At 47.7% G+C, this 25,578-nt stretch carries 19 protein-coding genes; 3 read left to right on the top strand and 16 right to left on the bottom strand.

Annotation, left to right across the window (positions count from 1 at the left end; translation table 11 throughout):
• Positions 1–37 precede the first annotated feature (37 nt).
• From AC58QD_RS10155 to AC58QD_RS10125, 7 genes are all read right to left on the bottom strand, one after another.
• A complete protein-coding gene (locus AC58QD_RS10155; RefSeq protein WP_497332673.1) occupies positions 38–1,192 on the bottom strand; it encodes a cysteine desulfurase family protein in 1,155 nt (384 codons plus the stop codon).
• A gap of 18 nt (positions 1,193–1,210) precedes the next feature.
• Entirely contained in the window at positions 1,211–1,630 is a 420-nt protein-coding gene (cymR, locus tag AC58QD_RS10150) for a cysteine metabolism transcriptional regulator CymR (protein ID WP_497332671.1), read from the bottom strand.
• Between the two features lie 271 nt (positions 1,631–1,901).
• Complete coding sequence (locus AC58QD_RS10145; protein WP_497332670.1) at positions 1,902–3,497, bottom strand: amidohydrolase family protein; 1,596 nt, start codon at positions 3,495–3,497, stop codon at positions 1,902–1,904.
• A gap of 47 nt (positions 3,498–3,544) precedes the next feature.
• On the bottom strand, positions 3,545–4,438 hold the full coding sequence (locus tag AC58QD_RS10140; RefSeq protein WP_497332668.1) for a carbohydrate ABC transporter permease: 894 nt from the start codon (positions 4,436–4,438) through the stop codon (positions 3,545–3,547).
• Complete coding sequence (locus AC58QD_RS10135) at positions 4,432–5,394, bottom strand: ABC transporter permease (protein WP_497332666.1); 963 nt, start codon at positions 5,392–5,394, stop codon at positions 4,432–4,434. The genes AC58QD_RS10140 and AC58QD_RS10135 overlap by 7 nt, the downstream gene beginning before the upstream one ends.
• Before the next feature lie 83 nt (positions 5,395–5,477).
• Positions 5,478–7,076, bottom strand: a complete 1,599-nt coding sequence (locus AC58QD_RS10130) for a type 2 periplasmic-binding domain-containing protein (protein WP_497332664.1) — start codon at positions 7,074–7,076, stop codon at positions 5,478–5,480.
• Positions 7,077–7,342: 266 nt separating this feature from the next.
• Positions 7,343–9,679, bottom strand: coding sequence for an AraC family transcriptional regulator (locus AC58QD_RS10125; protein ID WP_497332662.1), 2,337 nt, complete (start codon positions 9,677–9,679; stop codon positions 7,343–7,345).
• Between the two features lie 197 nt (positions 9,680–9,876).
• Here AC58QD_RS10125 and mnmA point away from each other — a divergent pair, with 197 nt between their 5' ends.
• A complete protein-coding gene (mnmA, locus tag AC58QD_RS10120; RefSeq protein ID WP_497332660.1) occupies positions 9,877–11,019 on the top strand; it encodes a tRNA 2-thiouridine(34) synthase MnmA in 1,143 nt (380 codons plus the stop codon).
• A gap of 173 nt (positions 11,020–11,192) precedes the next feature.
• On the opposite strand, the gene AC58QD_RS10115 is transcribed toward mnmA, so the two are convergent.
• On the bottom strand, positions 11,193–12,470 hold the full coding sequence (locus AC58QD_RS10115; RefSeq protein WP_497332658.1) for an adenylosuccinate synthase: 1,278 nt from the start codon (positions 12,468–12,470) through the stop codon (positions 11,193–11,195).
• A 113-nt stretch (positions 12,471–12,583) separates the two neighbouring features.
• Here AC58QD_RS10115 and AC58QD_RS10110 point away from each other — a divergent pair, with 113 nt between their 5' ends.
• Positions 12,584–13,468 carry a LysR family transcriptional regulator gene (locus AC58QD_RS10110; RefSeq protein ID WP_497332656.1) on the top strand — a complete coding sequence of 295 codons (885 nt, stop codon included), beginning with the start codon at positions 12,584–12,586 and terminating at the stop codon, positions 13,466–13,468.
• 264 nt (positions 13,469–13,732) lie between these two features.
• Here AC58QD_RS10110 and AC58QD_RS10105 read toward each other — a convergent pair whose 3' ends face one another.
• The 7 genes from AC58QD_RS10105 to AC58QD_RS10075 form a co-directional block, all read right to left on the bottom strand.
• Positions 13,733–14,197, bottom strand: coding sequence for a DUF4362 domain-containing protein (locus tag AC58QD_RS10105; protein ID WP_497332654.1), 465 nt, complete (start codon positions 14,195–14,197; stop codon positions 13,733–13,735).
• A gap of 15 nt (positions 14,198–14,212) precedes the next feature.
• On the bottom strand, positions 14,213–15,535 hold the full coding sequence (locus AC58QD_RS10100) for a replication-associated recombination protein A (RefSeq protein ID WP_497332889.1): 1,323 nt from the start codon (positions 15,533–15,535) through the stop codon (positions 14,213–14,215).
• A gap of 194 nt (positions 15,536–15,729) precedes the next feature.
• On the bottom strand, positions 15,730–16,497 hold the full coding sequence (locus AC58QD_RS10095) for a tRNA threonylcarbamoyladenosine dehydratase (RefSeq protein ID WP_497332652.1): 768 nt from the start codon (positions 16,495–16,497) through the stop codon (positions 15,730–15,732).
• Between the two features lie 42 nt (positions 16,498–16,539).
• Positions 16,540–18,321: an aspartate--tRNA ligase gene (gene aspS / locus AC58QD_RS10090; RefSeq protein WP_497332650.1), complete on the bottom strand. Its 1,782-nt coding sequence runs from the start codon at positions 18,319–18,321 to the stop codon at positions 16,540–16,542.
• Positions 18,322–18,395: 74 nt separating this feature from the next.
• Entirely contained in the window at positions 18,396–19,649 is a 1,254-nt protein-coding gene (hisS, locus tag AC58QD_RS10085) for a histidine--tRNA ligase (protein WP_497332648.1), read from the bottom strand.
• 527 nt (positions 19,650–20,176) lie between these two features.
• The gene (locus AC58QD_RS10080; protein ID WP_497332646.1) at positions 20,177–22,798 is read right to left on the bottom strand and encodes an ABC transporter permease; all 2,622 of its coding nucleotides are present in this window, start codon (positions 22,796–22,798) and stop codon (positions 20,177–20,179) included.
• Positions 22,788–23,552: an ABC transporter ATP-binding protein gene (locus tag AC58QD_RS10075; protein WP_497332887.1), complete on the bottom strand. Its 765-nt coding sequence runs from the start codon at positions 23,550–23,552 to the stop codon at positions 22,788–22,790. Before AC58QD_RS10075 ends, AC58QD_RS10080 begins: the two co-directional genes overlap by 11 nt.
• 314 nt (positions 23,553–23,866) lie before the next feature.
• Between AC58QD_RS10075 and AC58QD_RS10070 the strand changes: the two genes are divergently transcribed.
• Entirely contained in the window at positions 23,867–24,046 is a 180-nt protein-coding gene (locus AC58QD_RS10070; protein WP_497332644.1) for a hypothetical protein, read from the top strand.
• A 459-nt stretch (positions 24,047–24,505) separates the two neighbouring features.
• On the opposite strand, the gene AC58QD_RS10065 is transcribed toward AC58QD_RS10070, so the two are convergent.
• Positions 24,506–25,552 (bottom strand): dienelactone hydrolase family protein, encoded by a 1,047-nt coding sequence (locus AC58QD_RS10065; protein ID WP_497332642.1) that lies wholly within the window; start codon positions 25,550–25,552, stop codon positions 24,506–24,508.
• Between the last annotated feature and the right edge of the window lie 26 nt (positions 25,553–25,578).

Raw genomic sequence — 25,578 nt, 5'->3', positions numbered from 1 at the left:
TTCTCCTCCTTTCACAGTATTAAATTTAAAAAGCTTTCTATTTATTACGAATCCGCCTTAAAATGGTTCCAATTCGGCGGGAAACTTCCTTCATTTGTTCGACATCATTACCGATTCCTACACTGAACCGAATGGCGGATCTGGTCACTTCGTCCGACAAATGCATAGCTCGCAGCACATGCGACACCTCAAGAGAGCCTGATGTACAGGCCGAACCACTCGCTGCCGCAATGCCGTTCAAATCCAAATTCATTAACATCGTATCGGTATCAGCACCAAGGAAGCTTACATTCAAAATGTGGGGTAACCGATTGATGGGAGAACCATTAAGAACGAAGCCGGTATGACCGAGCTCACTCTCAATACCTATTTGTAAATGATCACGAAGAGTTTCAAGTAACTGAACGTTGGCTTCACGATTAGCGGTTGCCAGCTTGACAGCCTGAGCGAATCCGACGATTCCGGGAACATTCTCCGTTCCAGCGCGGCGTTTCCTCTCTTGTGAGCCTCCGAATAGAAGCGGTTCGATGGAGGTTTTCCTGGAAATATACAGGGCTCCTACCCCTTTGGGGCCATAGAGCTTGTGAGCAGAGAAGCTCATCAAATCAACAGGCATCTGAGACAAGTGGAAGTCTTGATTACCTAGTGCCTGTACAGCGTCTACATGAAACACAATCCCGCGATCACGAGCCAGAGACCCGATTGCGTGAATAGGCTGTACACTGCCGACTTCGTTATTCCCATACATGACACTGATGAGGAACGTGTCAGGCCGAATTGCAGCCTCGACATCGGTTAGCTTTATACAGCCAGTCTGATCAACAGGCAAATAAGTAACATCATAACCCAAATGCTCCAACTGCTGACAAGTATGCAGTACAGCATGGTGCTCGATCTGAGTTGTAATGATATGACGCTTGTTCTGTGACAATCCATAGCGGGCTGCCGTGCCAAAAATAGCTGTATTGTCGCTTTCTGTCCCGCTCCCCGTAAACATCCATTCTGCAGGAGAGCAGCCAAGGCACTGAGCAATCTCGTCTCTTGCGCGGCTTAAAGCAATCTTCGTCTCCCTGCCGAATACGTGAAGACTGGAAGGATTGCCGAAATGATCAGTAAAATAAGGAAGCATCGCTTCCCATACTAGCGGATGAACAGCCGTTGTGGCTGCATGATCCAGATAGATAGCTTGCATATAAGAAATCGAGGCAGCCTATATGTAGAACATATAGTTGCTATTCTTACCTTCGTCTTGAAACGTAATCAAGTTCGCCAAGGTAGTTGAGTCCAGCACTTCGGCGATGCTGTCTTTTATCCGAATCCACAAATCCCGCTTGGCAGGATCGTCTTCTTCGGTGAAATCAACAGGACTGATCGGGCCCTCTAACACGCGGATCACATCTCCTGATGAAATTTCCTCAGGAAGTCTGGACAGGATATATCCTCCGTAGGCTCCGCGAATGCTCTTAACGAGTCCTGCATTACGCAGCGGAGCAATCAATTGCTCGAGATAATGCTCGGATAGCTGATGCTTCTCCGCAATACTTTTCAGAGAGGTCGGACCTTCTCCGTATCTGTGGGCCAGCTCCATCATAATGGTAAGGCCGTATCTACCTTTTGTTGAAATTTTCAAAAAAGCACCTCGTTTACAGAAGTAATGCTATATTTTGCTATATTTGACAGTGAAACCTAATAATTAGGAAGGCTTTGTTCCTATTATGACCAAATAAAGCCTTTTGTAGAAGATTACAAGTATAATAATTTCTATGTTAACATAGTTCTTTTCTTTGTGGTATCCATATCCTTGACAATATCATGAAAAGTTTTTCAAAATTCCTATCTGATAACGGGGAATAGCCCCTCCGTCTATATTACTATAGAGTGAAGGGCTATTTATTAAGCTTTTAGACCAGACAGCGTTGCCAAATTCGCTTCATATTGCCGCCAAAAACCTCCGCTTTCTCCTCTAATGACAAGTTCGCGTAAGCTAGCCAGCCTACCTGAGGACGCGGGTCTCTCATGGGGGAGTCGGTACCGAACAGTACCTTATCCGCCCCTGCCTCGCGAACCAAATACTCAATTGCTCCTAATGTTACCGTTGTGTAAGTGAGTTGGAGATACACATTCGGGTAGGCCTTTGCAGTCTTGGCGTACAATACGGCAATTTCGAAGCTTCTTGCTCCATGATCCATGAATATCGCCACATTCGGATAACATCTTGCCAACTCTTCAATTTGCGATACATACACACTGTCGCTCTGCCCTGCCGGATCGACAAGCGCATACAGGCATAACTCATTACCTAATTTCCACCAAGGCTCATAAATCGGATCGGTATAAGGAATATGAGATAAATAATAATAGGGCTTCATCCCTTTGAACTTCTTTTCCAAATGCCATTTCCGCGCTTCCGACTCGACATCAGACACATAGTTCGGATCAATAACTGCATATCCTTCTACTTCTTCCGGGTACTTGACGATCGCTTCAACCGCTATCTCGTTACCCGCTTCCGAATCGCCGCCGTTGATTCCAGCCCAAGGAGCGATTGACATTCTCCTGATCCCTAACTGCCGATACAGGCTAATCATATGATCTATATCACCGCGAAGCATAGGATAACCGCTTCCCGTTCCTCCCCCATCCTCAATCAGATGAGTATGAGAATCATAGACCGGGATCTCAATTGGTAATCCGAGTGATGCTTGTGCCGTAACCTCGTCTTGATCGGGAACTCGCGCTGTAGGAGGGTTTACTCCGAGCAGCGCAGCGAGATTGCCTCCCGCTATTTGCTGTTTCGCCTCATATGGAATTTGAGCATAATCGATTAATGCCCTGGCTGCTCCCGGACTTTTACGCGGCATCCCGCTGCCGAAGAACAGACGTGACGCTCCGTACCTGTCAAAAGCCGTTTCAATAATAGCATTGCTCTGAAGTGCCGAGAATTCGATACATAGCTTCTCGAACTCATCCATAATCGGGAACAATCGCCGCTCCTGACTCCAACTCAACCCTTGCAACAGCACCGTTAGTTCTGGGTGATCCCGTAATATGCCTGTAAGCTGGCCAAGAGTAGCTTCCGCGCCATCGATTAACAGAGGGATGCGTTCTCCGGCTAGCGCATCGAACAACCTCCCAGTAGTCCGCTTATCAGGATCGAATTGGTGACTGTTGGGGAAAATCTTCAACGCTCGTATTCCGTTCTCCCTCATACCTGCTATCAGCTTCTCAGGCGATTCAAAGTCTCCCAAATGATCAGGCAGTCCAACCCAGCAGCCGAACAGTCTTGAACTCTTGGCAAGCTCTTCGGCCAACAATCTGTTTCCATAAGCCGGAGAGTGCGATTTGGCCATTCCATGATATACAAGCGCTCCTGCTATCCCGCAGCGGTCTAGCTCCTCAGTCAAATCCTCCGTACGCCACATTTGCAATGGATGCTTATAGGCGATCTTCCCCACGTTCGCATTGCAGTCGAAGTATTGCAGTCTATCCAAACTCATGTCCGTTTACCTCCTGTCATTTCTCAGTTGTTCCACTTGCTGATTAGTTATCCTTTAATCGCACCAATCAGCATGCCTTTCATGAAATACTTTTGCAGAAACGGATAAACCAGAAGAATCGGTACGATTGCTACTACAACTGTGGCCATCTTAATGGTCTCCGGTGGAAGCTGGGCAATCAGCATAGGATTGCGAATTTCCAGCTCCTGACTGACATCAGGAGAACGGATCATATTCTGCAGCACAACTTGAAGGGGATACAGGCTCTTGTCATTCAAGTACATAATCCCGGCAAAATAGGCGTTCCAATGAGCCACTCCATAAAACAATCCCATTGTTGCAAAGATCGGCGCAGAAAGCGGAAGCACAATCCGGAACAAGGTTCGCAGATCCCCGCAGCCGTCTACTTTGGCCGCCTCCTCAATCTCATGAGGCAAACCTTCGAAATACGTTTTCATGATGAGCATATTAAACGTGGACACTAAACCCGGTAAAATAAGCGCCCATATAGAATCCAGCAGCCCTACCGATCGCACAACCAAATAAGTCGGAATCATTCCCCCGCTGAACAGCATCGTGAAGACAATAGCAAGAAGAATACCGTTGCGGCCCGGAACTGTCTTTTTGGATAATCCATAAGCCAGTAATGAGGTTACTAACAGATTGAGGAAGGTTCCTACCAGCGTTACTGTTATCGTAATGTTCAAAGCGCGGGGAATGCGCCCGCTCGAGAATATTTCCTTGTAAGCCGCGAATGTGATGTCCTTGGGAAAAATAACGAAACCGCCATTGCGCATAACCTCCGTATAAGGCGTGATCGACATCACAACAACATAATACAAAGGAAAGAGGGTGCTCAATGCGAATAAGGAGAGAAATGCATAAAGTATAAAATCGAATAAACGATTCGATTTGGACTTGATCTGCGTATTCACTACCATATCCCGTCACCCCCGAGCTTTTTGGCTAATTTGTTCGCTCCTAATACAAGTACAAGTCCTATAATGGATTTGAAAAAACCAGTTGCGGCAGCAACACTGTAATCGAGCTGCTCAAGACCGCGGCGAAATACCCAAGTATCAATAATATCGCCAACCTGATACACACGAGAATTCAGGAAAATATAGATTTGCTCGAAGCCTGCATCCAGAATATGACCCAATCGAAGAATCAATAGCAGCAGGAATACCGAACGAATCCCAGGCAGTGAAATATGCCACATCTTCCTCCATCTTCCCGCCCCGTCCGCTTCTGCTGCTTCGTACAGCTCTGTATTAATACTGGCAAGCGCAGCCAAATAGATGATTGCTCCAAATCCGGTGTTTTTCCACAAATCACTAAGCAGGATCATGGGCCTGAACAAGCTTGGATCGGTCAATATATTCAGACTTGTCCCCCATGTGTCCCGCACGAAGATCGTAACAAAGCCAGAACCAGGTGCGAAGAATGCGAAAACAAGACCATACACAATTACCCAGGACAAAAAATGTGGTCCGTAAGTTATTGTCTGAACGAGCCTCTTGAACCACACGACACGAACTTCATTGAAGATCAGTGCCAGCGTAACGTCAGGAAGCATATTGAATACGATTCTGTACAAGCTGATCTGCAGCGTATTGCGAAAAATAACAGGAAAATCCGGCGATTGAAAAATAGTGCGGAAATGATCCAGTCCAACCCAGGGACTATCCCAGATTCCTTTGAACAGATTGTATTCTTTGAAAGCAATCAACAGCCCAAACATCGGTAAATAACAGAAGATGAGGTAATAGAGTAGACCAGGCAGCATCATGCCATAAAACCAGCGGCTGCGTAAGATTCCTCTCCATATCATCGATTTTCGGCTGGTGCTCTTCCGGGCGGGTACATTCAATTTGTTTGTTGTTTGGATTGCCATTTAAACCTGCTCCTTCTGTTACCGCAATCAGAGCGATCTGCGAGACTTGCTAAGTGCAGATGCTCTGATTCCGGCAAGCCGATTTAATTACCGGCGTTGAACGTAATTTTTTTGCCGCGCGCTTCACTGATCTGACTTGCGTATGCTTCGAATATATCCTTTGCTCTATATTTGATCATGATTTCTTCGCGGTATTTCGGCCAGTTGGCGCTCGATTTATCCTCGAACAACATTTTGGCGTGATACTCCGACATTTTGTTACGCATCTCACCCAGATTTACTCCAGCAGGCGGAGTTGTGCTCGCCCCTACACTAGCCACGTATTTATAGCCAGTTGCAATAAAAGCTAGTATTTTCTCATCGCGCGGAGTCTGATCCGGGTCTTTGATAACCAAATTAAACGTTTCCGGCGAAGGTGGAGAAAAGAAATCATAGATAGAGAGAAAATTACCCTTCTGAACAACATCCTTAAGATAAGTTTCCTTGTTCAATGTAATCGCGGAGCCTTGTTTAGTGTAATGTTTATCAGCGATGCCATAACGAGTTAACAGGAACCCTTGTTCACTTGCCAACCAATCGAGAATTTCTACGGTTTTGCGGATTTTATCCGGCTGTTGATCGGCTGTTTTCTTGCTGAACAGGAACGGGTAGCCTGCTTCATTTTGTGTCCAGAACGGTTTATCTGGATACGGGTTGAAAGCGATCCAATCTGCCTTCGGGTTCAAGGCTTTAGTTTTGTTCTGCACACTGTTCGGGCTGCTGTCCAATGCGAAATTGACATCAGCGCTGTACACAATACCCGCTTTACCTTGTACGGCCTTGTCTGTAACCTGCTCCGCCTTGTTCAGGAACCAGTCCGGATCTACCAGGCCTTCCTCAATCATTTTGAGCGTATCGTCCACTACTTTCGCTACACGCGGATCAGTTTGGGAATCAAAGAACTGATCATTCTCCACATAATATCCGGCGTACAGACCATTCTGTCTCCACTGCGGAAAAGCAAGCGCAAGTGACTTGCCGTTCCCGTTGGTTGTGAAGCCGTACGTATCCTTCTTACCGTTACCATCCGGATCATCATTCGTGAACTTGCGCATCGCTGCTAGCATCTGATCGTAGGTATTCGGAACGGACAGTGAGAATTTATCTAACCAGTCTTTGCGAATATAATAAGCCAGTTGCAAATTTTTCTTGTAAGGCAGAGGAGCCCGATAGAAATCTCCTTCTACTTGATAGGACTTCATCTCCAATGCGTTCGTATTCCAGTACTTGTAATAGTTCGGCATCGTTTGGTTCGAGACGAACGGGGCCATCTTGGCAATCAGGCCATCCTGAATCAATTTTTGAGAGAGAGTCCCACTTGTAATGAACATATCCGGACTATTGCCACTGGCTAATGCAACCGTCAACTTGTTGTCGTAGTCTGCTCCAGCCGGGTAGCTCTGTACTTTAAGCTTTACATTGAATTTCTCCTCGATTGCTTTTTTGACGAAATCCTCATCCGCTTTCTCAGGCAGCAAACTGCCTGCGTCTCCATCAATGAACCATGAAAGCTCGATAGGCGGTGTCTTACTCGGTCCGTCCGTGTTCTGAGGCTGGACTGGATCATCGGCCTTGGTACAGCCTCCGATCAGCAGAGCTCCCGTCATTACAGTAGTGATAAGTAGTTTTGATTTGCTTGACATTATAAAAATTCAACCTCCCTTTAATTTGTAAGCCTGAATTTAAGCCGCTCGCGAGCAGGCTGTGTGTTTGAACACGCTTTCATATTAGCCCTATCCGATGGGCATTGCATACTGCAAATAGGAATTCTTGACTGCAAAAAATGCGAAAATGCGACTGTAAAAACGGACTGTAATAATGGATTTCGGGTGGAACCGTCAGTAAAAACGGACTGTAATACACAGCTGCAAAAAAAGCTTGCAAACCGCAATCGCGGGTTACAAGCTCTTCAACCATTCAACCTGTAATGGGCGCTCTTAAATTCGTTCGGAGTCACATTGAAGTGCTGCTTGAACAGCTTGAAGAAATAACTCTGATTCAAGAAGCCCACCTTCTCCATTACAGCATTGACACTGTCATCCGTTTCCTGCAGCAGCTTGGCTGCACGTTCCATCCGAACGGCCGTTATATACTTGGCCACAGACAGGTCCTCTTGATCGCGAAATTGCTTGCCGACATAAGACGAAGATAAATTGACCATATCTGCTATACTCTGCAGGCACAAATCGGCATCGGTGTATTTGGCATCCACAATTTCCTTGATTGTATGGACCAACAGTTGGCGCTTCGTATTCTCCGACATGTGCCGATGTTCCTCCTGCTGCCTTAAGTGGAACAGGGACACAAACAGCTCGTACACGTCCGCCAAAGTTTCTTTCTCAAAAATAAGCCGATACACCGAACGCAAATCGATCGCACCGGATGAATTAGCCATCACCGGAAGAGCATGAGTGGCAGCGGCAACCAGAGACAGCAAGGAATGAATGATCTGATCATAATTGCATCTTCCGATGGTTGCGAACAGCTCGTCCAAATATCGGGGTCCTTCCTCAGCATCGGAGGTGCGGATTGCGGCCAGCCACCTTTTCTCCAGCTCAGGCGGGAAGCCCTGCCATTCATACTCCTCGTTAGCACGTACCCTCTCCGGAACAATAATGGCTTTTTTACCATAGACGAATTTGTATTTGGCGTATTCCTTGGCCTTCATATACTGACTGGATATACACGCATGATCATCCACCGGATCGCTACACACAACCGTCACGGATAAATCGCACTCCCGGGTAACGGCCTCCTGAACGACCGCAGCCAAGCTGCAGATCTGCTCCATCAGCTCGTTGGTTGGAAGCTCACTATGCAGAAGCACGGCCAAATGGCCGCTCCCAACATCAATACAATCGGCCGGGAACGATGCGCTGACGACCTCTTCCACTTTGCTGCCAAAAGAAGACATCACGTGCTGCCGTTCTTCTGCACTGTACTTGCCACCCAAGCTATCGTACTCATCCAGTATAAAGAGACAAACTGCAAAAAGAGTGTTGTCCTTTAAAGGAATTTGCATGTGGGTGAGAGCATCGCTAGACGTGACATGCGGGCTGTCCAATAATAGCTGCCTTACGTAATAACCCCTCAATATTCCACTCTGCGAGTCCTGCTCCTGTCTAAGCGCTTGCATCTCACTCATTGTCTCTTCCAGCACGGTTGAGATAATTCCGAATTCGTCGCGTTTGCCTGCTGCAGGTGCTTCATCCTGAGAAAAGCTTTTGCGAATTTGCTTGAGAACACCTGATATGGGATTGTACAGCCGTGAAGCAAGCACTACTGAGCTGATGGCAGTCAGCAGCAGAACAATCGCTACCACCATAATTGTAAACGTCTTCAACTCACCAATTAGCTGCACTACAGCATCATAAGGCTGCACGCTGACTATTGTCCAATCGGCATTCCCGGAAGACACATACGTAATCAGATGAGGTGTACCTTCGCTTTTATCAATGAATGAATGGGGAGCTCTACCGCTGGACTGCCGTTCCTGCTCGATTCGTGTCCATAATCCGTTCCATGCACCATTGCCGGCCAGATCATTTACAATGCTTCCCTTGCCATCGACGATAAGCAGCTCACTATCCCTGAAATCAGTAAGCTGATTAATTTCCGAGATATTGCTGAATAACCACTCAGGCTTGATGTTGAAAATAAGCGCGCTGCTGTTAGAGCCGAACAAGGAGCCGGATAAGTTGCTATACATAAAATAGGAAAAATGACTGATTCTCCGATCCGTCTCACTATAATAGATCGGGATCAGTTGAAGTCTTGGAACCGTCGACGTATTCCTTACATAATTGTCCATCAACCCGTTCATTCCATCTTCCTTGCAGTTAAGCACCTTGGTCTCGGAATAATAATAGAAGCAGCCGCTCCGGGAATTGTACACCATGATTGAATCCAACATAGGAATCGAGTTGATAATTTTACCGAACGACATGATGCTGGGATACAGTTTATATTCTTCAGGATCGACCGTGTCGAGCAAATAACTCGTTCTCATATCAATAAATGTCGTGGTGATCAGATTGTTCAGCATTCTATCTGTGAAATCAATGTTGTAAGTAACTTGATCGAGCATTTTGCGATTAGACTCGTGCTGAATATCAAGCAGGGTGTTTTGTGATTTGTAGAATAGAACGGCTGATGAGAGGATGACCACAACTATCGAAAGCATGCCAATGGAGATCAGCATCTTGAACCAGTATTTTCGGTTCATATAGGTTCGAAGCCATTTCATTATATTCATTCACCCATTCCGACATTGTTATGAACCATAAGGTTATTATACCGCAACTGAGCTCTGCATAAGAGCATTCCTTTTAGAAAACCAGGCAGAGGAGCGAATGGCTCTAATTTATGATAAAATAAAATAGCAAAATGGAATAGTGCAAACTATATTGAATCCGCACTAACAGGAAAGAGGCGCCATTCAGAATGAAACATATAGATCCGTCACAAACCAGAATAGTCGTAGGCATGTCAGGAGGAGTCGATTCCTCGGTCACAGCTCTTCTGCTTAAGCAGCAAGGTTATGAAGTAATCGGGATATTCATGAAGAATTGGGATGATACCGATGAGTTCGGTCATTGTACGGCCGAGGAAGATGCCGAAGACGTAAGACGCGTATGCAGTCAGATCGGGATTCCATTCTATACCGTCAATTTCGAAAAAGAATATATGGATAAGGTGTTCAACTATTTCCTTGATGAATATAAGAAGGGTCGTACGCCTAATCCTGATGTGATGTGCAACCGCGAGATCAAATTCGGCGAGTTTCTGCAAAAGGCGCTGGCACTCGGCGCAGATTATATCGCTACAGGTCACTATGCCAAGGTTGAGCTGGTCGATGGCGAGTACCGCTTGCTGCGCGGCGTGGATACGGGGAAAGATCAGTCGTATTTCCTGAACGCTCTGAACCAGCAGCAATTATCCAAGGCGATGTTCCCGATCGGTCACCTGCCTAAGCCTGAGGTTCGACGAATCGCTCTTGAAGCAGGGTTGTCGACTGCGAAGAAAAAAGATAGCACGGGTGTTTGTTTTATTGGGGAACGCAACTTTAAGGAATTCCTTAGCAGCTATTTGCCTGCCAAATCCGGCGAGATGCAGACGTTAGACGGCGTAGTGAAGGGCCGGCACGACGGTCTGATGTATTACACACTCGGACAGCGTCAAGGTCTTGGGATCGGCGGAGGTGCTGACGGCAATGGCGAGCCATGGTTCGTTGCGGGGAAGGATCTGGAGCGTAATATTCTGTACGTAGTGCAAGGCGAAAAACATCCTAGCCTGTATTCGGTCGGGCTGTCTGCCACGGATCTTAACTGGATTAGTCCAGTGCGCCCGGAGTCCCCGTTCCGCTGTACAGCCAAATTTCGATATCGTCAACCGGATCAAGGCGTTAGCGTTCGTTTCACAGGGGAGACGACCTGCGAGGTTACTTTCGATAAGCCTCAGAAAGCAGTCACGCCAGGACAAGCGGTTGTGTTCTATGATGGCGATATATGCTTGGGCGGCGCTATTATTGATGTTGTGACCCCTCTGGTCGGTGCATCAGATGCGATGAATGCCGTCAAATTGTAAAAATACAATATAAATAAGTGGTTTCTCTAGCCTGATTTGGAGGTGTTCAATTGCAAAAATGCAGTTGAAATTCCTTGAATCAGGCTTTTTCGGCTTGATTGGAGGAAATCAACTGCACTTTACAATTAGAGTAATAGTAATTTATCGATTAGATTACAATCATGAGAAACACCCTATCGGATTATTAGCTGATCCCTGCGTGGGCCGACTGATACCCAGCTAATTCTCACACCGATCATTTTCTCCAGCTCGAGCACATACTGCTGTGCGGCTTGCGGCAACTGGTCGAATTCTCGGATCGCCGAGATATCAGTCTTCCAGCCTGGCAGTGAGCTCAAGACAGGCTTCGCTTCATCCAGACGAGCGGAGACTGGGAAGTCGTCGGTCTGGACGCCGTCCAACTCGTAGGCGGTGCAGACCGGGATGTCGTCCAAGTACCCGAGGACGTCCAGGTTAGTCAGCGCTACCTCAGTAGCGCCCTGCACTTGGCAGCCGTAGCGGGTCGCCACCGCGTCGAACCAGCCCATCCGCCGCGGCCTGCCGGTCGTGGCGCCGAATTCGCCGGCGTCCCCGCCGCGGCGGCGCAGTTCATCGGCGGCAGCGCCGTAGATCTCGGTGACGAAGGGCCCGGCGCCTACGCAGCTGGAATAGGCCTTCGTCACTGCGACGATGCGCGTGATCGCCGCAGGCGGCAAGCCGGCGCCCACGGTGGCGAAGCCAGCGAGCGTCGATGAAGATGTCGAGAACGGGTATATCCCGTGATCGGGATCGCGCAGCGCGCCAAGCTGTCCTTCGGCGAGGATCAGCTCGCCGCGGTTCAGCGCATCGCGCATCAGCTTGCCCGTGTCGCACACATACGGTGCGATACGCTCGCCTTCTTGCTGCAGCTGCCCGATCAGCTCCTCCGCGGTGAGCGGGGGCTTGCCATACAGGTGCTGCAGCAGCACGTTCTTCGCTTCGAGGGCGGCTGTAAGCCGTTCGCGCAAGCGAGGCTCGTTGTACAGATCGGCGATCTGTACGCCGATCTTCAAATATTTGTCAGAATAGAACGGTGCTATGCCTGTCTTGGTAGAACCGAACTGACGGGCACCCAGGCGTTCCTCTTCTAACGCGTCGAACAATCTATGATAAGGCAGCACGAGCTGAGCACGATCAGAAATGCGAATCTCCGGAGCAGGCACTCCTTTATCTAGCAGCCCCCCAAGCTCCTTCAGGAAATCACCAGGATGAAAAGCTACTCCAGGACCGATCACATTAATAACTCCAGGAGCAAACACCCCGGAAGGTAATAAATGCAAAGCAAATTTACCGAACTCATTAATGATCGTATGTCCCGCATTGCTGCCACCCTGGTACCGGACTACAACCTTTGCTCCTCCGGCTAACACATCCGTCATCTTCCCTTTTCCTTCGTCTCCCCAATTCGCTCCAACAATCGCTGTAACTGGCATGCGCTTGTACCCCTTTCCAAACTTGAACTATCCTTACAATTCCCATTATAATGGGGATATCTTCATAAATAAAATGAATACTTTTAATAGTCTATATTAGTGAGGTTTATACCATGATAGATAATTTAGAAGGATATCGCGTTTTCTATGTAACGGCTAAGACGGGAAGCTTCACCAGAGCTGCGGCCGAATTATATATCACACAGCCAGCGGTTAGCCATGCTATCAAACAATTGGAAAGCAAGCTGGGCGGGCCTTTATTCCTGCGCATCCCAAAGGGAGTAAGGCTGACTTCGGAAGGGGAAGTGTTATACCGGTTCATCGCTCAGGCTTATCATCTCATTGAGGCGGGAGAGAAGAAGCTTGCGGAAATCCATTTGTTACAGGAAGGAGAAATTCGGATCGGTGCCGGGGATACATTGTGCCGCTATTTTCTGCTTCCCTATCTGGAGCAATTCCACAATGAGTACCCTTCCATCCGGTTTCAAGTGACTAACCGCACGACGCAAGAGACGCTCAATCTGTTAAAAGAAGGCCGAATTGACTTCGGCATCGTCAACTTGCCGCTTAAGGTGGAAGATCGCATGTTCGAGGTAAGAGAAAGTATGGAGCTGCAGGATTGCTTTGTGTCCGGCGCCTCGTTCGAGAAATTACCGGATCAACCTATTACTGTGCAACAGCTACAAAAGTATCCCTTATTGATGCTGGAACGGGCGAGCGGAACCCGCAGCTATATCGATCAGTTTGCCCAGAAGCAAGGAGTCACCCTGGAGCCGGAGATTGAACTCGGCAGTATCGAGCTGCTCGTCCAATTTGCCCGCATCGGGCTTGGGTTAGCCTGCGTCATCCGTAATTTTATTGGCGATGAGCTGCAGACAGGGGTGCTGAGGGAAGTGATCCTGGATCCTCCCATTCCGCCGCGTCGAGTAGGATTGATAACCTTGCGGGATGTCCCTCTCTCCTCCGCGGCCCGGCAGTTTCTCAGCATGCTTCCTTGAATGGATAAATGGGACAGATGCAGATACTCTAGCTCTAGATAACGATAGAAGGTAACTGCAAAACCTGCAGCTAAATACTCTCAGCCGTTAGCAATTTGAATGATTACTGCAAAACCTGCATCTAATTTTAGACTTTTACCGAAATGAGTCGGATTTCCAAAAATTAACGGTACGAAATGCAGTTATATTGGTAAAAAACGTCGATCCCAGTATAATAACTGCAGCTTTTGCAGTTAAAAAGTACGCTGCACTCTTTTCTATCTATTACTCTTTTGCAAACCAAAACGTATCGCCAGTATCCTTATCACAGCCCGTTAATACGTAATATTCTCGAGCTTGCTCATTTTTCTTCGTTCCGATCCCTTTGCAGCTCGTATCAGGTCTACCCTTATCTGACCCATAGGCATCCATGGAGTTATCGAATGTATAATGAATCGTCTTGCCATCATAAATGAGCTCGTAAAAGATCGGGTCTCCTTCAATTGTATACTGAGTAATTCGGACTTTACCTGCTTGATTGCTATTAACATTCTCAATAAATTGATGCCATTTATCCATATTCGAATACTTTCCGTGGACGTTTACCACATCACCATTTTGAGCGGCTTGCTCAGCACGGTATGGTTTCGTCACCTTCGGGAAACTGGATTCATTACGATGTCCATTAGAATTAGTGCAAGCGGATAACAATATTGTAGCTAATGCAAACATAATTATACATTTAGTCATTCTATCACCTCATAGCTACAATTCGCCCCGACCCTCACGTCTGCGCAACTGTTGATTCTGCTTCATCTTCTCTTCCATCCCTTGCCCGTCAGCCTCGAAGAACACTTCGTCCCTTATCGGGGTCGGCAAGTACTGTTGAGCGACATAACGGCCAGGATAGTCATGCGGATATTTGTAACCGACATGGCCGAGCTGGGCTGCGCCTTTGTAATGCGCGTCACGCAGATGGAGCGGGACTTCCGGTGACTTCGTCTGTTGGAACGAAGCCATCACCTTGGAGATGGCGAGCGCGGTCGAGTTCGACTTCGGACTCTCGACAGCAAAGAGAATCGCCTGCGCAATGTTGTACTTGGCCTCCGGCCAACCGATCTTATGGTAGGCGTCCATCGCTGTCACAGCTTGTACCATCGCCTGGGGATTGGCCAAGCCAATGTCCTCGCTGCAAGCGACTATGAGCCTCCGCAGGAACACCATCGGGTCCATGCCCAGATTCTCGACGGCATGGAGAAACCAATACAGCGCGGCGTCGCTTGATCCACGCACACTCTTGTGGAAGGCGGACAGGACGTCGTACTGTGTCGACTCGTCCGCCTTCACCGTGGGCCGCCGAATCGATTCCTCGGCGACCTCAAGCGTGATGCGGATCGTGCCGTCCGCATCCGGGCTCGTCGTCACCGCCGCGAGCTCAAGCGCATTGAGCGCCCGGCGAATATCTCCGCCGGCCATCCGGGCAATGTGCTCGAGCGCCGGCTCCTCTGCCGCGAGCGGCATGAACCCCAGGCCGCGCTCGCGATCCGCGATCGCTCGGCGCATCGCTGCCAGCGCATGCTCATGCGTCAGCGGCTGCAGCTCGAAGAGCGTGGAGCGCGACAATAACGCCCCGTTCACATGGTGGAACGGGTTCTCGGTCGTCGCGCCGATGAAGACGATCACCCCCTGCTCCACCGCAGGGAGCAGCGCATCCTGCCTCGAGCTGTTGAATCGATGCACCTCGTCGAGGAACAGAATCGTCTTGCGCCCATACATTGCTTTCGTCTGCTTGGCCTGCTCAATGACTTCCCGCACATCTTTGACGGAAGCATCGACCGCATTCAACCTGACAAAGTCACCTTTTGTATGATTGGAGACGATATGGGCTAGCGTTGTCTTTCCTGTCCCAGGCGGTCCGTACAACAGGATCGAGCTCACTTGATCCGCTTCTATCGCTCTTCGCAGCAGCTTACCTGGTCCCACTATAGACTCCTGACCGAGATATTCGTCTAGCGTCTGCGGCCGCATTCGATCGGCGAGCAGCTTACCAACTGGAGAGGATGCCTCGTGATTTGAGAATAAATCCATATCCATATCAGGTACACCTCTTCCTTATTGATTCCATGCACTTATTTGCCGGAACATTCCTGCATCGTGACTCTCTTCTTCTGTGTATAGAACTACATTGATTTTAACTGTTAAACGAGAAAGCCGCCACCTTTAGAGTGACAGCTATCCGACAAACAGGCTTATTTACTTTGGACTAATGAATCGATTATCCGCTATGGACGCAGCTTTCCCTGCTTCTCCGCGCGCTTCAGCAAATCCTTAACCGCAACACTTACCATAATCAATCCCGCAACTGGAGGAACATAGGAGTTGCTCGCAGGAGGCTGTTGAGCTTTCCGTCTGTCCGGCGCATTCTCGGGAACGATCTGCTTCGTAACGTCCACTCTCGGCTTGATCGGCTGTTCCGTGGAGTAGACGACCTTAACGCCCTTGTGAATCCCTTCCTTGCGCAGCTTTTGACGAATCACCCGCGCTAACGGGTCCATTTCCGTCTTCGAAATGTCCGCAACCTGGAACATCGTCGGATCCATCTTGTTGGCCGCCCCCATGCAGGAGATGATCGGAATTTTACGATGCAAGCATTGTTTGATGATATGAATTTTGAACGTAACCGTATCGGAAGCATCCAGCACGTAATCGATTGGATATTCGAACAGCTTCTCGTACGTCTCCTCCGTGTAAAACATATTCAGAGCAATAGCTTCTATATCAGGGTTGACCTGCTTGACCCTTTGCTCCATCAGATCCGCTTTGGACTGGCCGACCGTGTGGTGGAACGCATGGACTTGCCGATTAATGTTCGTGATGTCGACCACGTCTTTATCAATCAGGATGAGACGGCCTACACCGGAACGAGCCAAAGCTTCTGCCGCTATGGAGCCCACCCCTCCAAGTCCTAATACGGCTACCGTACTGCCGCGCATGACCTCGATGCCTTCCGGACCAATCGCAAGTTCAGTTCTAGAAAATTGATGCAGCATCTGTTGTTATTCTCCTCTTCATTGTTCGTTAGGGAGCTGAACTTATGCCTTTGCAGCAGGCTGCTTCAGAGCGAGGCGGATCGACAAATCCTCAAGCTGCTTCAGATCAACCTCAGACGGCGCACTCATAAGCAGATCGGTTGCGCTCGCGGTTTTAGGGAAGGCAATCGTCTCTCTCAAGTTCGTACGTCCCGACATCAACATAACCAGACGGTCGAACCCATAGGCAAAACCGCCATGCGGAGGTGTACCATATTCAAAAGCATCCAGTAAGAAACCAAACTGTTCGTATGCTTGTTCCTTCGAGAAGCCAAGAGCTGCGAACATTTTTTCTTGCATATCGCGCTGGAATATCCGCATCGAACCGCCGCCTACTTCATATCCGTTCAATACAAGGTCGTACGCTTGTGCGCGGATTTTTCCCGGGTCTGTATCAAAATAATGCCCGTCCTCTTCATGCGGACGCGTGAACGGATGGTGTTCCGCTACATAACGCTTGGATTCCTCATCATAAGCAAGCAGCGGGAAGTCGATCACCCATGCGAACTTGAATTCCTTATCGTTGATTAACCCAAGCTCGCGGCCAATTTTCAGACGAAGGTTGCCTAGAACATCGGCTACCACCTTTTTCGTATCCGCAGAGAACAACAGCAAGTCGCCTTCTTCCGCACCAAGACGCGCTTTCACTGCTTCAATCTCCTCAGCGCTAAAGAACTTCACGATCGGCCCTTTGAACTCGCCGTCTTTTACTTGAATCCAGGCAAGTCCTTTTGCTCCATAGCGGGCAGCAAATGGTGCAAGATCATCGATTTCCTTGCGGCTCCAGGTTCCGCAGCCTTTGGCGTTCAACGCCTTGACCTGTCCGCCTTTCTTGATCACATTGGCAAATACCTGCACACCGGATTCCGCCACAATATCGGAAACATCTTCAAGCTCAAGACCGAATCGAAGATCCGGCTTATCGGAGCCGTATTTGCCCATTGCGTCTGCGTAGCTTAACCGTTGGAATGGACGCGGGATCTCTGTGCCAAGCGTCTCACGGAATAAGCGAACGACCAATTCCTCCATCAAGTCAAGCAGTTGGTCACGGGACAGGAATGATGTCTCGATGTCCACTTGCGTAAACTCAGGCTGACGATCCGCACGCAGATCTTCGTCACGGAAGCAGCGGGCAATCTGATAATAACGCTCCATGCCGCTGACCATAAGCAATTGTTTGTAAATTTGCGGCGATTGCGGGAGGGCGAAAAACTCACCCGGATGAACACGGCTAGGCACCAGGTAATCACGAGCGCCCTCAGGCGTGCTCTTAGTCAATATAGGGGTTTCGATTTCCAGGAAACCATTGTCATCGAGAAAATCACGGAATACCTTGGCCGCTTTGGAACGAAGCTGAAGGGTCTTCTGCATCTCCGGACGACGCAAGTCCAGATAGCGGTATCTCAGACGCAGCTGTTCGTCAATCTCAATGTCATCCTCGATAAAGAAAGGAGGTGTCTTGGCTGCGTTCAAAATTTCAATTTCATTCACTTGAACTTCAATTTCGCCTGTGAGCAGGTTAGCATTGAATGTAGCCGGGTCGCGTTCAACAACTTGGCCCTTTACACCCAGTACATACTCGCTGCGCACTTTATCCGCGATATCCAGAGCCTCTCCGGAGAAATCCGGATTGAATACTACCTGTACAATCCCGCTGCGATCGCGAAGATCGATGAACAATACGCCGCCAAGGTCACGACGAACCTGCACCCAGCCGTTCAATATGACGGTCTGACCGACGTGGGATTTGTCTAACTTACCGCAATGATGGGTTTTCAATAACATAATAGATAGCCTCCTGAGTTTGTATTAGCGATTTGGAAGTATAGGATTGATTGATCCTTTGATGTCGTTCTTTATTAGCTTCTGTTCTTCACCGTTGCTGCTAATTGTCCTAATTCAACCTGTTCCTGCTCGCCTGTTGCCATATTCTTCAGTGAGATAACTCCCTGTTCAAGCTCATTATCGCCTAAAATAGCTACATATCGAGCTTTCATACGATCGGCTGATTTCATCTGAGCTTTCATCTTGCGGCCTTCGTAATCTTTCTCAGCTGTGAGCCCTGCGGACCTCAGTTGGAAAAGCAGCTTCGTCACTTGATCTTCCGCTTGCTCTCCCATGCCGATCATATACACATCCAACGGACGGACCGACGGAATTTCAACACCTTGCGCTTCCAGTACGAGAAGCACACGTTCCAACCCAAGCCCGAAGCCAACTCCCGGCTGATCATCGCCGCCGATCTGTGCAACAAGCCCATTGTATCTTCCGCCGCCGCTTATCGTATCAATCGCACCGATTCCGGCGCACTTGTATTCGAATGCCGTATGCGTGTAATAATCCAGCCCACGCACCATACGAGGATTAACTTCATATTCAATGCCCATATCGGTCAAATGCTGTTTCACCTTGCCAAAATGCACGCTGCACTCCTCATCGAGGAAATCCAATATGGAAGGTGCGCCAACGCCGAATTTCTGATCCTTCTTACAGTCCAGAATCCGCATCGGATTCCTGTCATATCTAGATTGACAATCCTTGCACAGCTGATCCTTAACAGGAGCAAAAAACTTCTGGAGCTCTTCGCGATAAACCGCTCTGCAGGATGGATTACCTACAGAATTAATCTCCACGCGCACACCCGTCAAGCCAATTTCCTTGTAGAACAAGTAGCCCATTGCAATGACTTCCGCGTCCAGGCTAGGATCGGAGGAGCCAATCGCTTCGATCCCGAATTGATGGAACTGACGGTAGCGGCCAGCTTGCGGCTGTTCATAGCGGAACATCGGTCCCATGTAATAAAGCTTGGCGATGTCGGGTTCTCCATAGAGCTTGTTCTCCACATACGCCCGAACGACACCTGCGGTCCCTTCTGGTCTGAGCGACATACTGCGGTCGCCTTTATCCAGGAACGTGTACATTTCTTTCTCGACGATATCGGTCGTCTCTCCAACACCTCGTTGGTACAGCTCCGTATTCTCGAAGATCGGTGAACGAATTTCCTTGTAATTGAATCGTGCACATATATCGCGCGCTTTGTCCTCCAGGTACTGCCATTTCTCAACGATCCCGGGCAGCAAATCCTGTGTCCCTTTAGGTTTCTGAATGCTCATTGCCCCACCTCCGATATTTACCTCATTAGTGACTTACACCTCTCGACAAACTAAAAAGATCCCCCATCCCTGACTAATGTCAGGGACGAGAGATCGTATAATCTACCGTGGTACCACCCAAATTTCGCGCATAGACCTCTTACCATGCACACCCCCGATTCATCAGGGAAGCTAGGTAAGCCTGCATCAGCACGCTCTTCATACGGTTAACGCCCGCTTACGCATTCGGCTAATGAAACGTCTCTGCTCCCAAATGGCGCTTCAGCCTAATAGGACTAGAAAGTCGTTCACCGTCTGTTCTCCAGGATGTCTTTCATTCGGTCATTGCCGGAAAGCTTGCAGCCAAGGCTTCCCTCTCTAGAGTACATGGGGCCGAATTACTTCTTCCTATCAACGAATCCATTTCAATATTATTACCGATTGTAATATTGTCGAGCAATAAAGTCAAGGTTCGACATCAAGTTTTTTGCTTGTTCAGTTTGCTAGCTTTTTGCAAGGCGATCGAACGAATATTTCATAGTCGCAATTCATTCCATAGTAAGAGCTTTCACGATTTTCATTCGAGCCAACTTAAAAGCCATTGGTAATGAAATGAGAACGGAATAAGTCAACACGAGCATGATGAGACTGGCGGGTTGGACCCATGGGATCGTTAAATCACTAAATGCTTTTCCTCCCCCAAGTGCATTATAAAATCCGAAGGTCATGATCGTTCCCGTCAAAAGCCCCAAAAATACGGCAAACACTGCGGAAATAATACTTTGCATCAAAACCATTTGCACCATTTGCATTGGAGTCAGATGGATGGCTCGAAGAACAGCATATTCACGCCGTTTGGCGTGGATACTGGCACTTTGAGCATTGAACATGCCCATCATACTCATGATCAAAACGATGGCGGCAATGATCCAAAGAAATCCCATTCGCTGGTTGAGTATATGCAACATTTCATCCATCTCCGTTTGTTTATCCCCCCATCTCAGATCGGGAAACTGATGCTGCAATCTACTCAAACCCATGTATATTTCGCTACGGTGATTCATGTCTGCTTTGACTAGAACTTTCTCAAAGGTTCCAAAATAGGGGCGAAGTACCATATGGCTTCGATCAACAAGTATAATTCGTTTCAATTGATTATGATTAAGGAATTCGAAATCTTGGATGATCGCACCCACGGTTACAATAGTTTGTTCTTCACCCATAACCAATTTTAAGGGGTCCCCTACTTTTATGCCAAGATGTTCCGCATAGGGTTCAGGAAGGACCACCTGATTAATAGCGATATTGAGTTGAGGGATCAGGCCGAGATCGGACAGTTCATGGATATCTGTAGCAATTACAGAGACTCCCATGTAATCCGGATACTTAGCTCCCGGGTTTTTGACATTGTTAACGGATATCCACTCGGGATCAGCTACAGAGAAATCGTAATCGATCAGACGAGCTGACTCTGAACCCGAAATCGGAATTACCTTTTGCACACCAGACAGGTTATTAATTTCCGATATTAGGCTTGTCGGCAAATGATACCTATTCTGATTCATATAAGCTTCTCTCTCTGTATATATGAGCATGTCAGTTACATATTTACGTTCAACAGATTCGGTTGTTCCGTTTAGTGAAAGTGTCATTATTGTATTTACAGGTATAAATACTGTTAAAGGTAGAGAAATGAGCAGGATAATGAACGCACTTTGCTTTCGATCTGCTGCCATATGCTTCAAAACAATCTGCCATGCCCCACCCCTCAATTGGCCAAAGCAAGAGGCGATAAGTCGCAACACCGGATTTAAAACAACAAAAGTACCCTGCAGTACACCAATCGTCCAGATCAATCCGCCAAGGGAACTCCATAATGCTCTACCATTCGAACCGGTTCGAAAAGACATACTGAGCACTATCATAGCAATTCCGGCAAACACGAGACCAGTAAAAAGTCCGATTCTCCCTCTTGATTCATCTGGATCGTCTTCGACCGCTTGGCGAAAACAGCGGATCGGATCAACGATTGACGCTCTCCAAGCAGGAACAAGTGATACCGCAATGACAGTCAGCCAAGCTAGCATCGCAACCATCGCTAATCCAAGCCCGTTCACAGGTGTTTGAATTATGTCAATTTGCAATAACCCAGAGAGGAATCTTACGCCAACCTTGTTGATTAACAACCCTAAGGCAACCCCACTACTCACTCCGATTAAACCGATAATCGCTGCCTCAACCATTGCCGTTTTTCTTAGTTGCTGTTCACTTCCCCCCAATGATCGTAGAATCGCCATTTCCGTCATTCTTTCTCGGATCGATGTCTGTAGCAATCCAATATATAAGACAATGCTGACGATGCAAACAATTACAGCCAATATATAACTCATAATTTTGAAATTTAGTACGCTGCTCTGCTCTCTCTCCAAACTGTCCAATAAAACAATTCCAAACTCAGAACCCAAGGACAAGTCCATCATAATAGAAGACATGACAATTAGTTTATCCAATCCAGGTTTCACATCTGCTATAACAGGATTAATGTATCCTACCAATCCCATGGTTTGCTGTAAAGATGTCAAATGAAATAACGCTTTGTTCATCGGCTTTCCATCTGAAGCCTGGATATCAGGAATGATCTCCGTCACGGTCCACTCCACCTGCTTCCCGCTTTGAAGAGGGAACACAATCGAATCGGATACACCAGCGCGCAGTTGATTCGCCAACGATGCAGATATCACCACTTCGTTCATTTCCAGTGAATGCTCAAACCGATAATACGCTTTCGTCAAAGGGCTGTTATCGACCCCCGTATAGGATAAACCCTTCATTGTGAAGTCATCCGTTTTCTCTTTGTATCGCTTCGGATCATCGAGTGCCTGACCTATTTCATCTATATTTTCCAAATTAATTATTTTTGTAATTGTTTCCGCGTTGAATGCTTTTACTCCATTAGAACCGATAGTTCCTGAACGAAACTCCATGATTAGATCGGCACGGCCGTATTGTTCGTATAATTGCTGTTCCAAAGTCTGGTTCATCTGTTCTTGCAAGAGCAGCACGGCACATAATAACCCGACAGCTAATACGATTGATACAATAGAAAAAAGCGTTCGCAGCTTTTTCACCCATATGGTCTTGACAGCCAGCCCCCATAGGTTAGAAATCATCCCGCTTCCCCCCTGAACTCCGCAGTTGATCCAGAATGTTATTGCTGCGCTCATGAAAAGGTTTTTCGAGATCATTGACCCACTCTTGCTCTATTGTACCGTCTTGAAAAAAGATCACTCGACTGGCATGCGCTGCTACCGAAGGATCATGCGTTACAAGCAGAATGGATTGGTTGAACTTCAATTGCATGATTGAAAACAATTGCAAAATCCCTATTGTCGTTACGGCGTCAAGATTTCCAGTTGGTTCATCCGCAAGCAGGATTGGGGGACGGTGCACAAGCGCGCGAGCTATGGCCACCCGCTGTTGTTGTCCTCCAGATAGTTGGCCCGGCCGATGCTTGCGGCGTTCATATAAACCGACGAATTGAAGCATTTCTTCGGTCGCATTCAAGATCTCACGTTTCCCCATCCCGGACAAGATCAAGGGGAGAGCAACGTTTTCCTCCGCGGTTAATGCAGCGAGTAGATTGTAACCTTGAAATACGAATCCGATTTTTTCCCGCCGAAATTTGGTTGCTTTCGGTTCGTTGAACAAAGTTTTATTGACTTCTTCTCCGTCCACAAAGATTTTACCGGAGGTCGGTTTTTCCATCCCTCCCAAAATATGCATTAGTGTTGATTTACCAGATCCACTCGAACCCATAATCGCGACAAATTCGCCTTTTTGCAAAGAGAAATGGATCGATTTCAGCGCCTCTACTTTGTTTTCCCCCGATCCAAATTGTTTGCGGAGATCACGCACTTCCAACAAAGCAGCCAAATCCTCACCTCACTGATGTTAGATTCATTTTGATCATTGTAATAAAGACTTTGTGAAATTAGTGTGAATTTTATTTGGATCCTACGTCAGCATCTACTCTAAGGGGTCCTATAAAAAATTGGTGTATTTTCCTAATAAATGACTCAACTTTAGCAGCCCAAATAAAGTACACCAAAGAAGTCAGGAGGTCAGGTCAATCATAGCTCGGACTCTCGCTTATCATAATTAGTTATGTTTGTGCGTTAGTTCTGATCAAATCTGTGATAAAATCCAAATAGAAGTTTTCATTTAAAAGGAGGCGTACTATGGAGTTAGTAGGAGTTTGTGTTACTTGCGGAGCATCGATCTACTGTAAAGACGGATTTCTCGACGGAGTCACTGATCACGGAAGATTATACTGCCACGGATGTTATTCCAAAGCATCTGATGAGGGTTCGGCCTATGACCAGGAAAATCCCCCTGAGCACAACCAGGATAGCGAATGAATTGGTGAATTCCAATTCTTGTTTTCGTAAGTAAACCTCCCTTATTTATTTTTCGCAAGCAGTTAATGACATTATATGTAAGTGGATTGTCCCATAATTGGCCATGACCCTCGCAGCAGGAGTGGGGCTTGGTTTATTTGGTCAAACAGTTTGAACAGTTGAATTACCACCATATGATTCACTTGTTTAAGCAGTGCCACCGTTTATGTATGAAGCTCCGATCGAAAAGGTTGAACTTACCCTTCCGCTTGTTCCCATCCGTGCAGACGAGTTCCCAATAAAGAAAGTGGCCCACAGCAGAAGCTGTAGGCCTTCAAAGAGATATATTTTAAAAAGGGGGTCGAGTTCTATTATATTCCACGATTGTTAAGGGACAATGATAATTAGATTACATTTATATTACAATTTCGAAAGCGTTGTATAACGAAATCTACTTGAATCATTTTTCCACCATTATCATCAAGCCTTCAACTGACGCTCCAACCACGAGAACGCGGCGAATCTGGCTGTATCCGGAAAGCCGTGACCGCCTATGCCCAGTAACGAGACGAACTGTTCACTATCGGCCTCCAAGTACTGGTACAGCTCCCCTATTCGCAAAGCTCCCTCAGCAATCGCTTGCCAATGCGGAAATATATGATCCTGCTGAGTGGACCAATTGAACAGTGCACGCGGGGCAACCAACGCCGCAGCTTCGTGGAATTCGAACGGAGCTTCTCCTCGTTCCAAGTAAGCATTGACTTGCGGCATATGACTGAACCAATCCCGCAGTCCCCAGCGCTCTGGATTAGAATCCCCCGCGAAGGTGCTGAAGCCGCAGCTGCTTACCGCTGCCTGTATTCTGGAGTCAAAGGCAGCAAGCATAAAGGCATTATAGCCGCCAAGCGAGTGGCCGATCGCTCCAATCCGAGCTGCATCCACATTCGGAAGGCTCTGAAGAACGGTTAAGCCCAAGCGATGATCGTAAATCATCTTACCCATCATCGACCATTCGGGATAGCGTTCCTGAAAGGGTGCCGTTCGGTATGCTTCATGTCCCTCGAAGATCCGCTCACCTGCAGATAACACATCAGGAGCAAGTACAATGAACCCGCGCTGAGCAAGCTCTAGGCCGTAATTCATTCCAACTCGCGGAGAGAGACCCGCGACTTCATCCTTACCTTGTGGAGCTGTTTGATGTAGGGCCATTATGCCAGGAGCTCTTGTGTCCTTCTTCCTGGTATCCGGGTGGAACATGACAAGAGCCGGGACAATGTCATTGTCCCAGCTGGTATATTCTATTCTTTGTACAACTATACCTTCACGTTCCAACTCATCCTTGATGGAAAAGCCAGGCTCGATCTGCTCAGGAAACGGGCCTAAAACCGACTCAATATTTGCCTTAATGGAGACGGAGCGATTTGCCCATGCCTCTTGTTTGTCTGCAAGCGTCCCTTCGCTGCCTAGCCCTTCAATCAGCGATGGAATTGTTATAGGCTCCCCTGCTTTGGAGAATACATATGCCATCTTGAAGCCTCCCATAGCTTAATAAG

The sequence above is a fragment of the Paenibacillus sp. J2R1T-4 genome (assembly GCF_059692235.1).
Note: the sequence above shows the minus strand (reverse complement) of the source record. Positions and strands in the feature narration are given on the sequence as shown.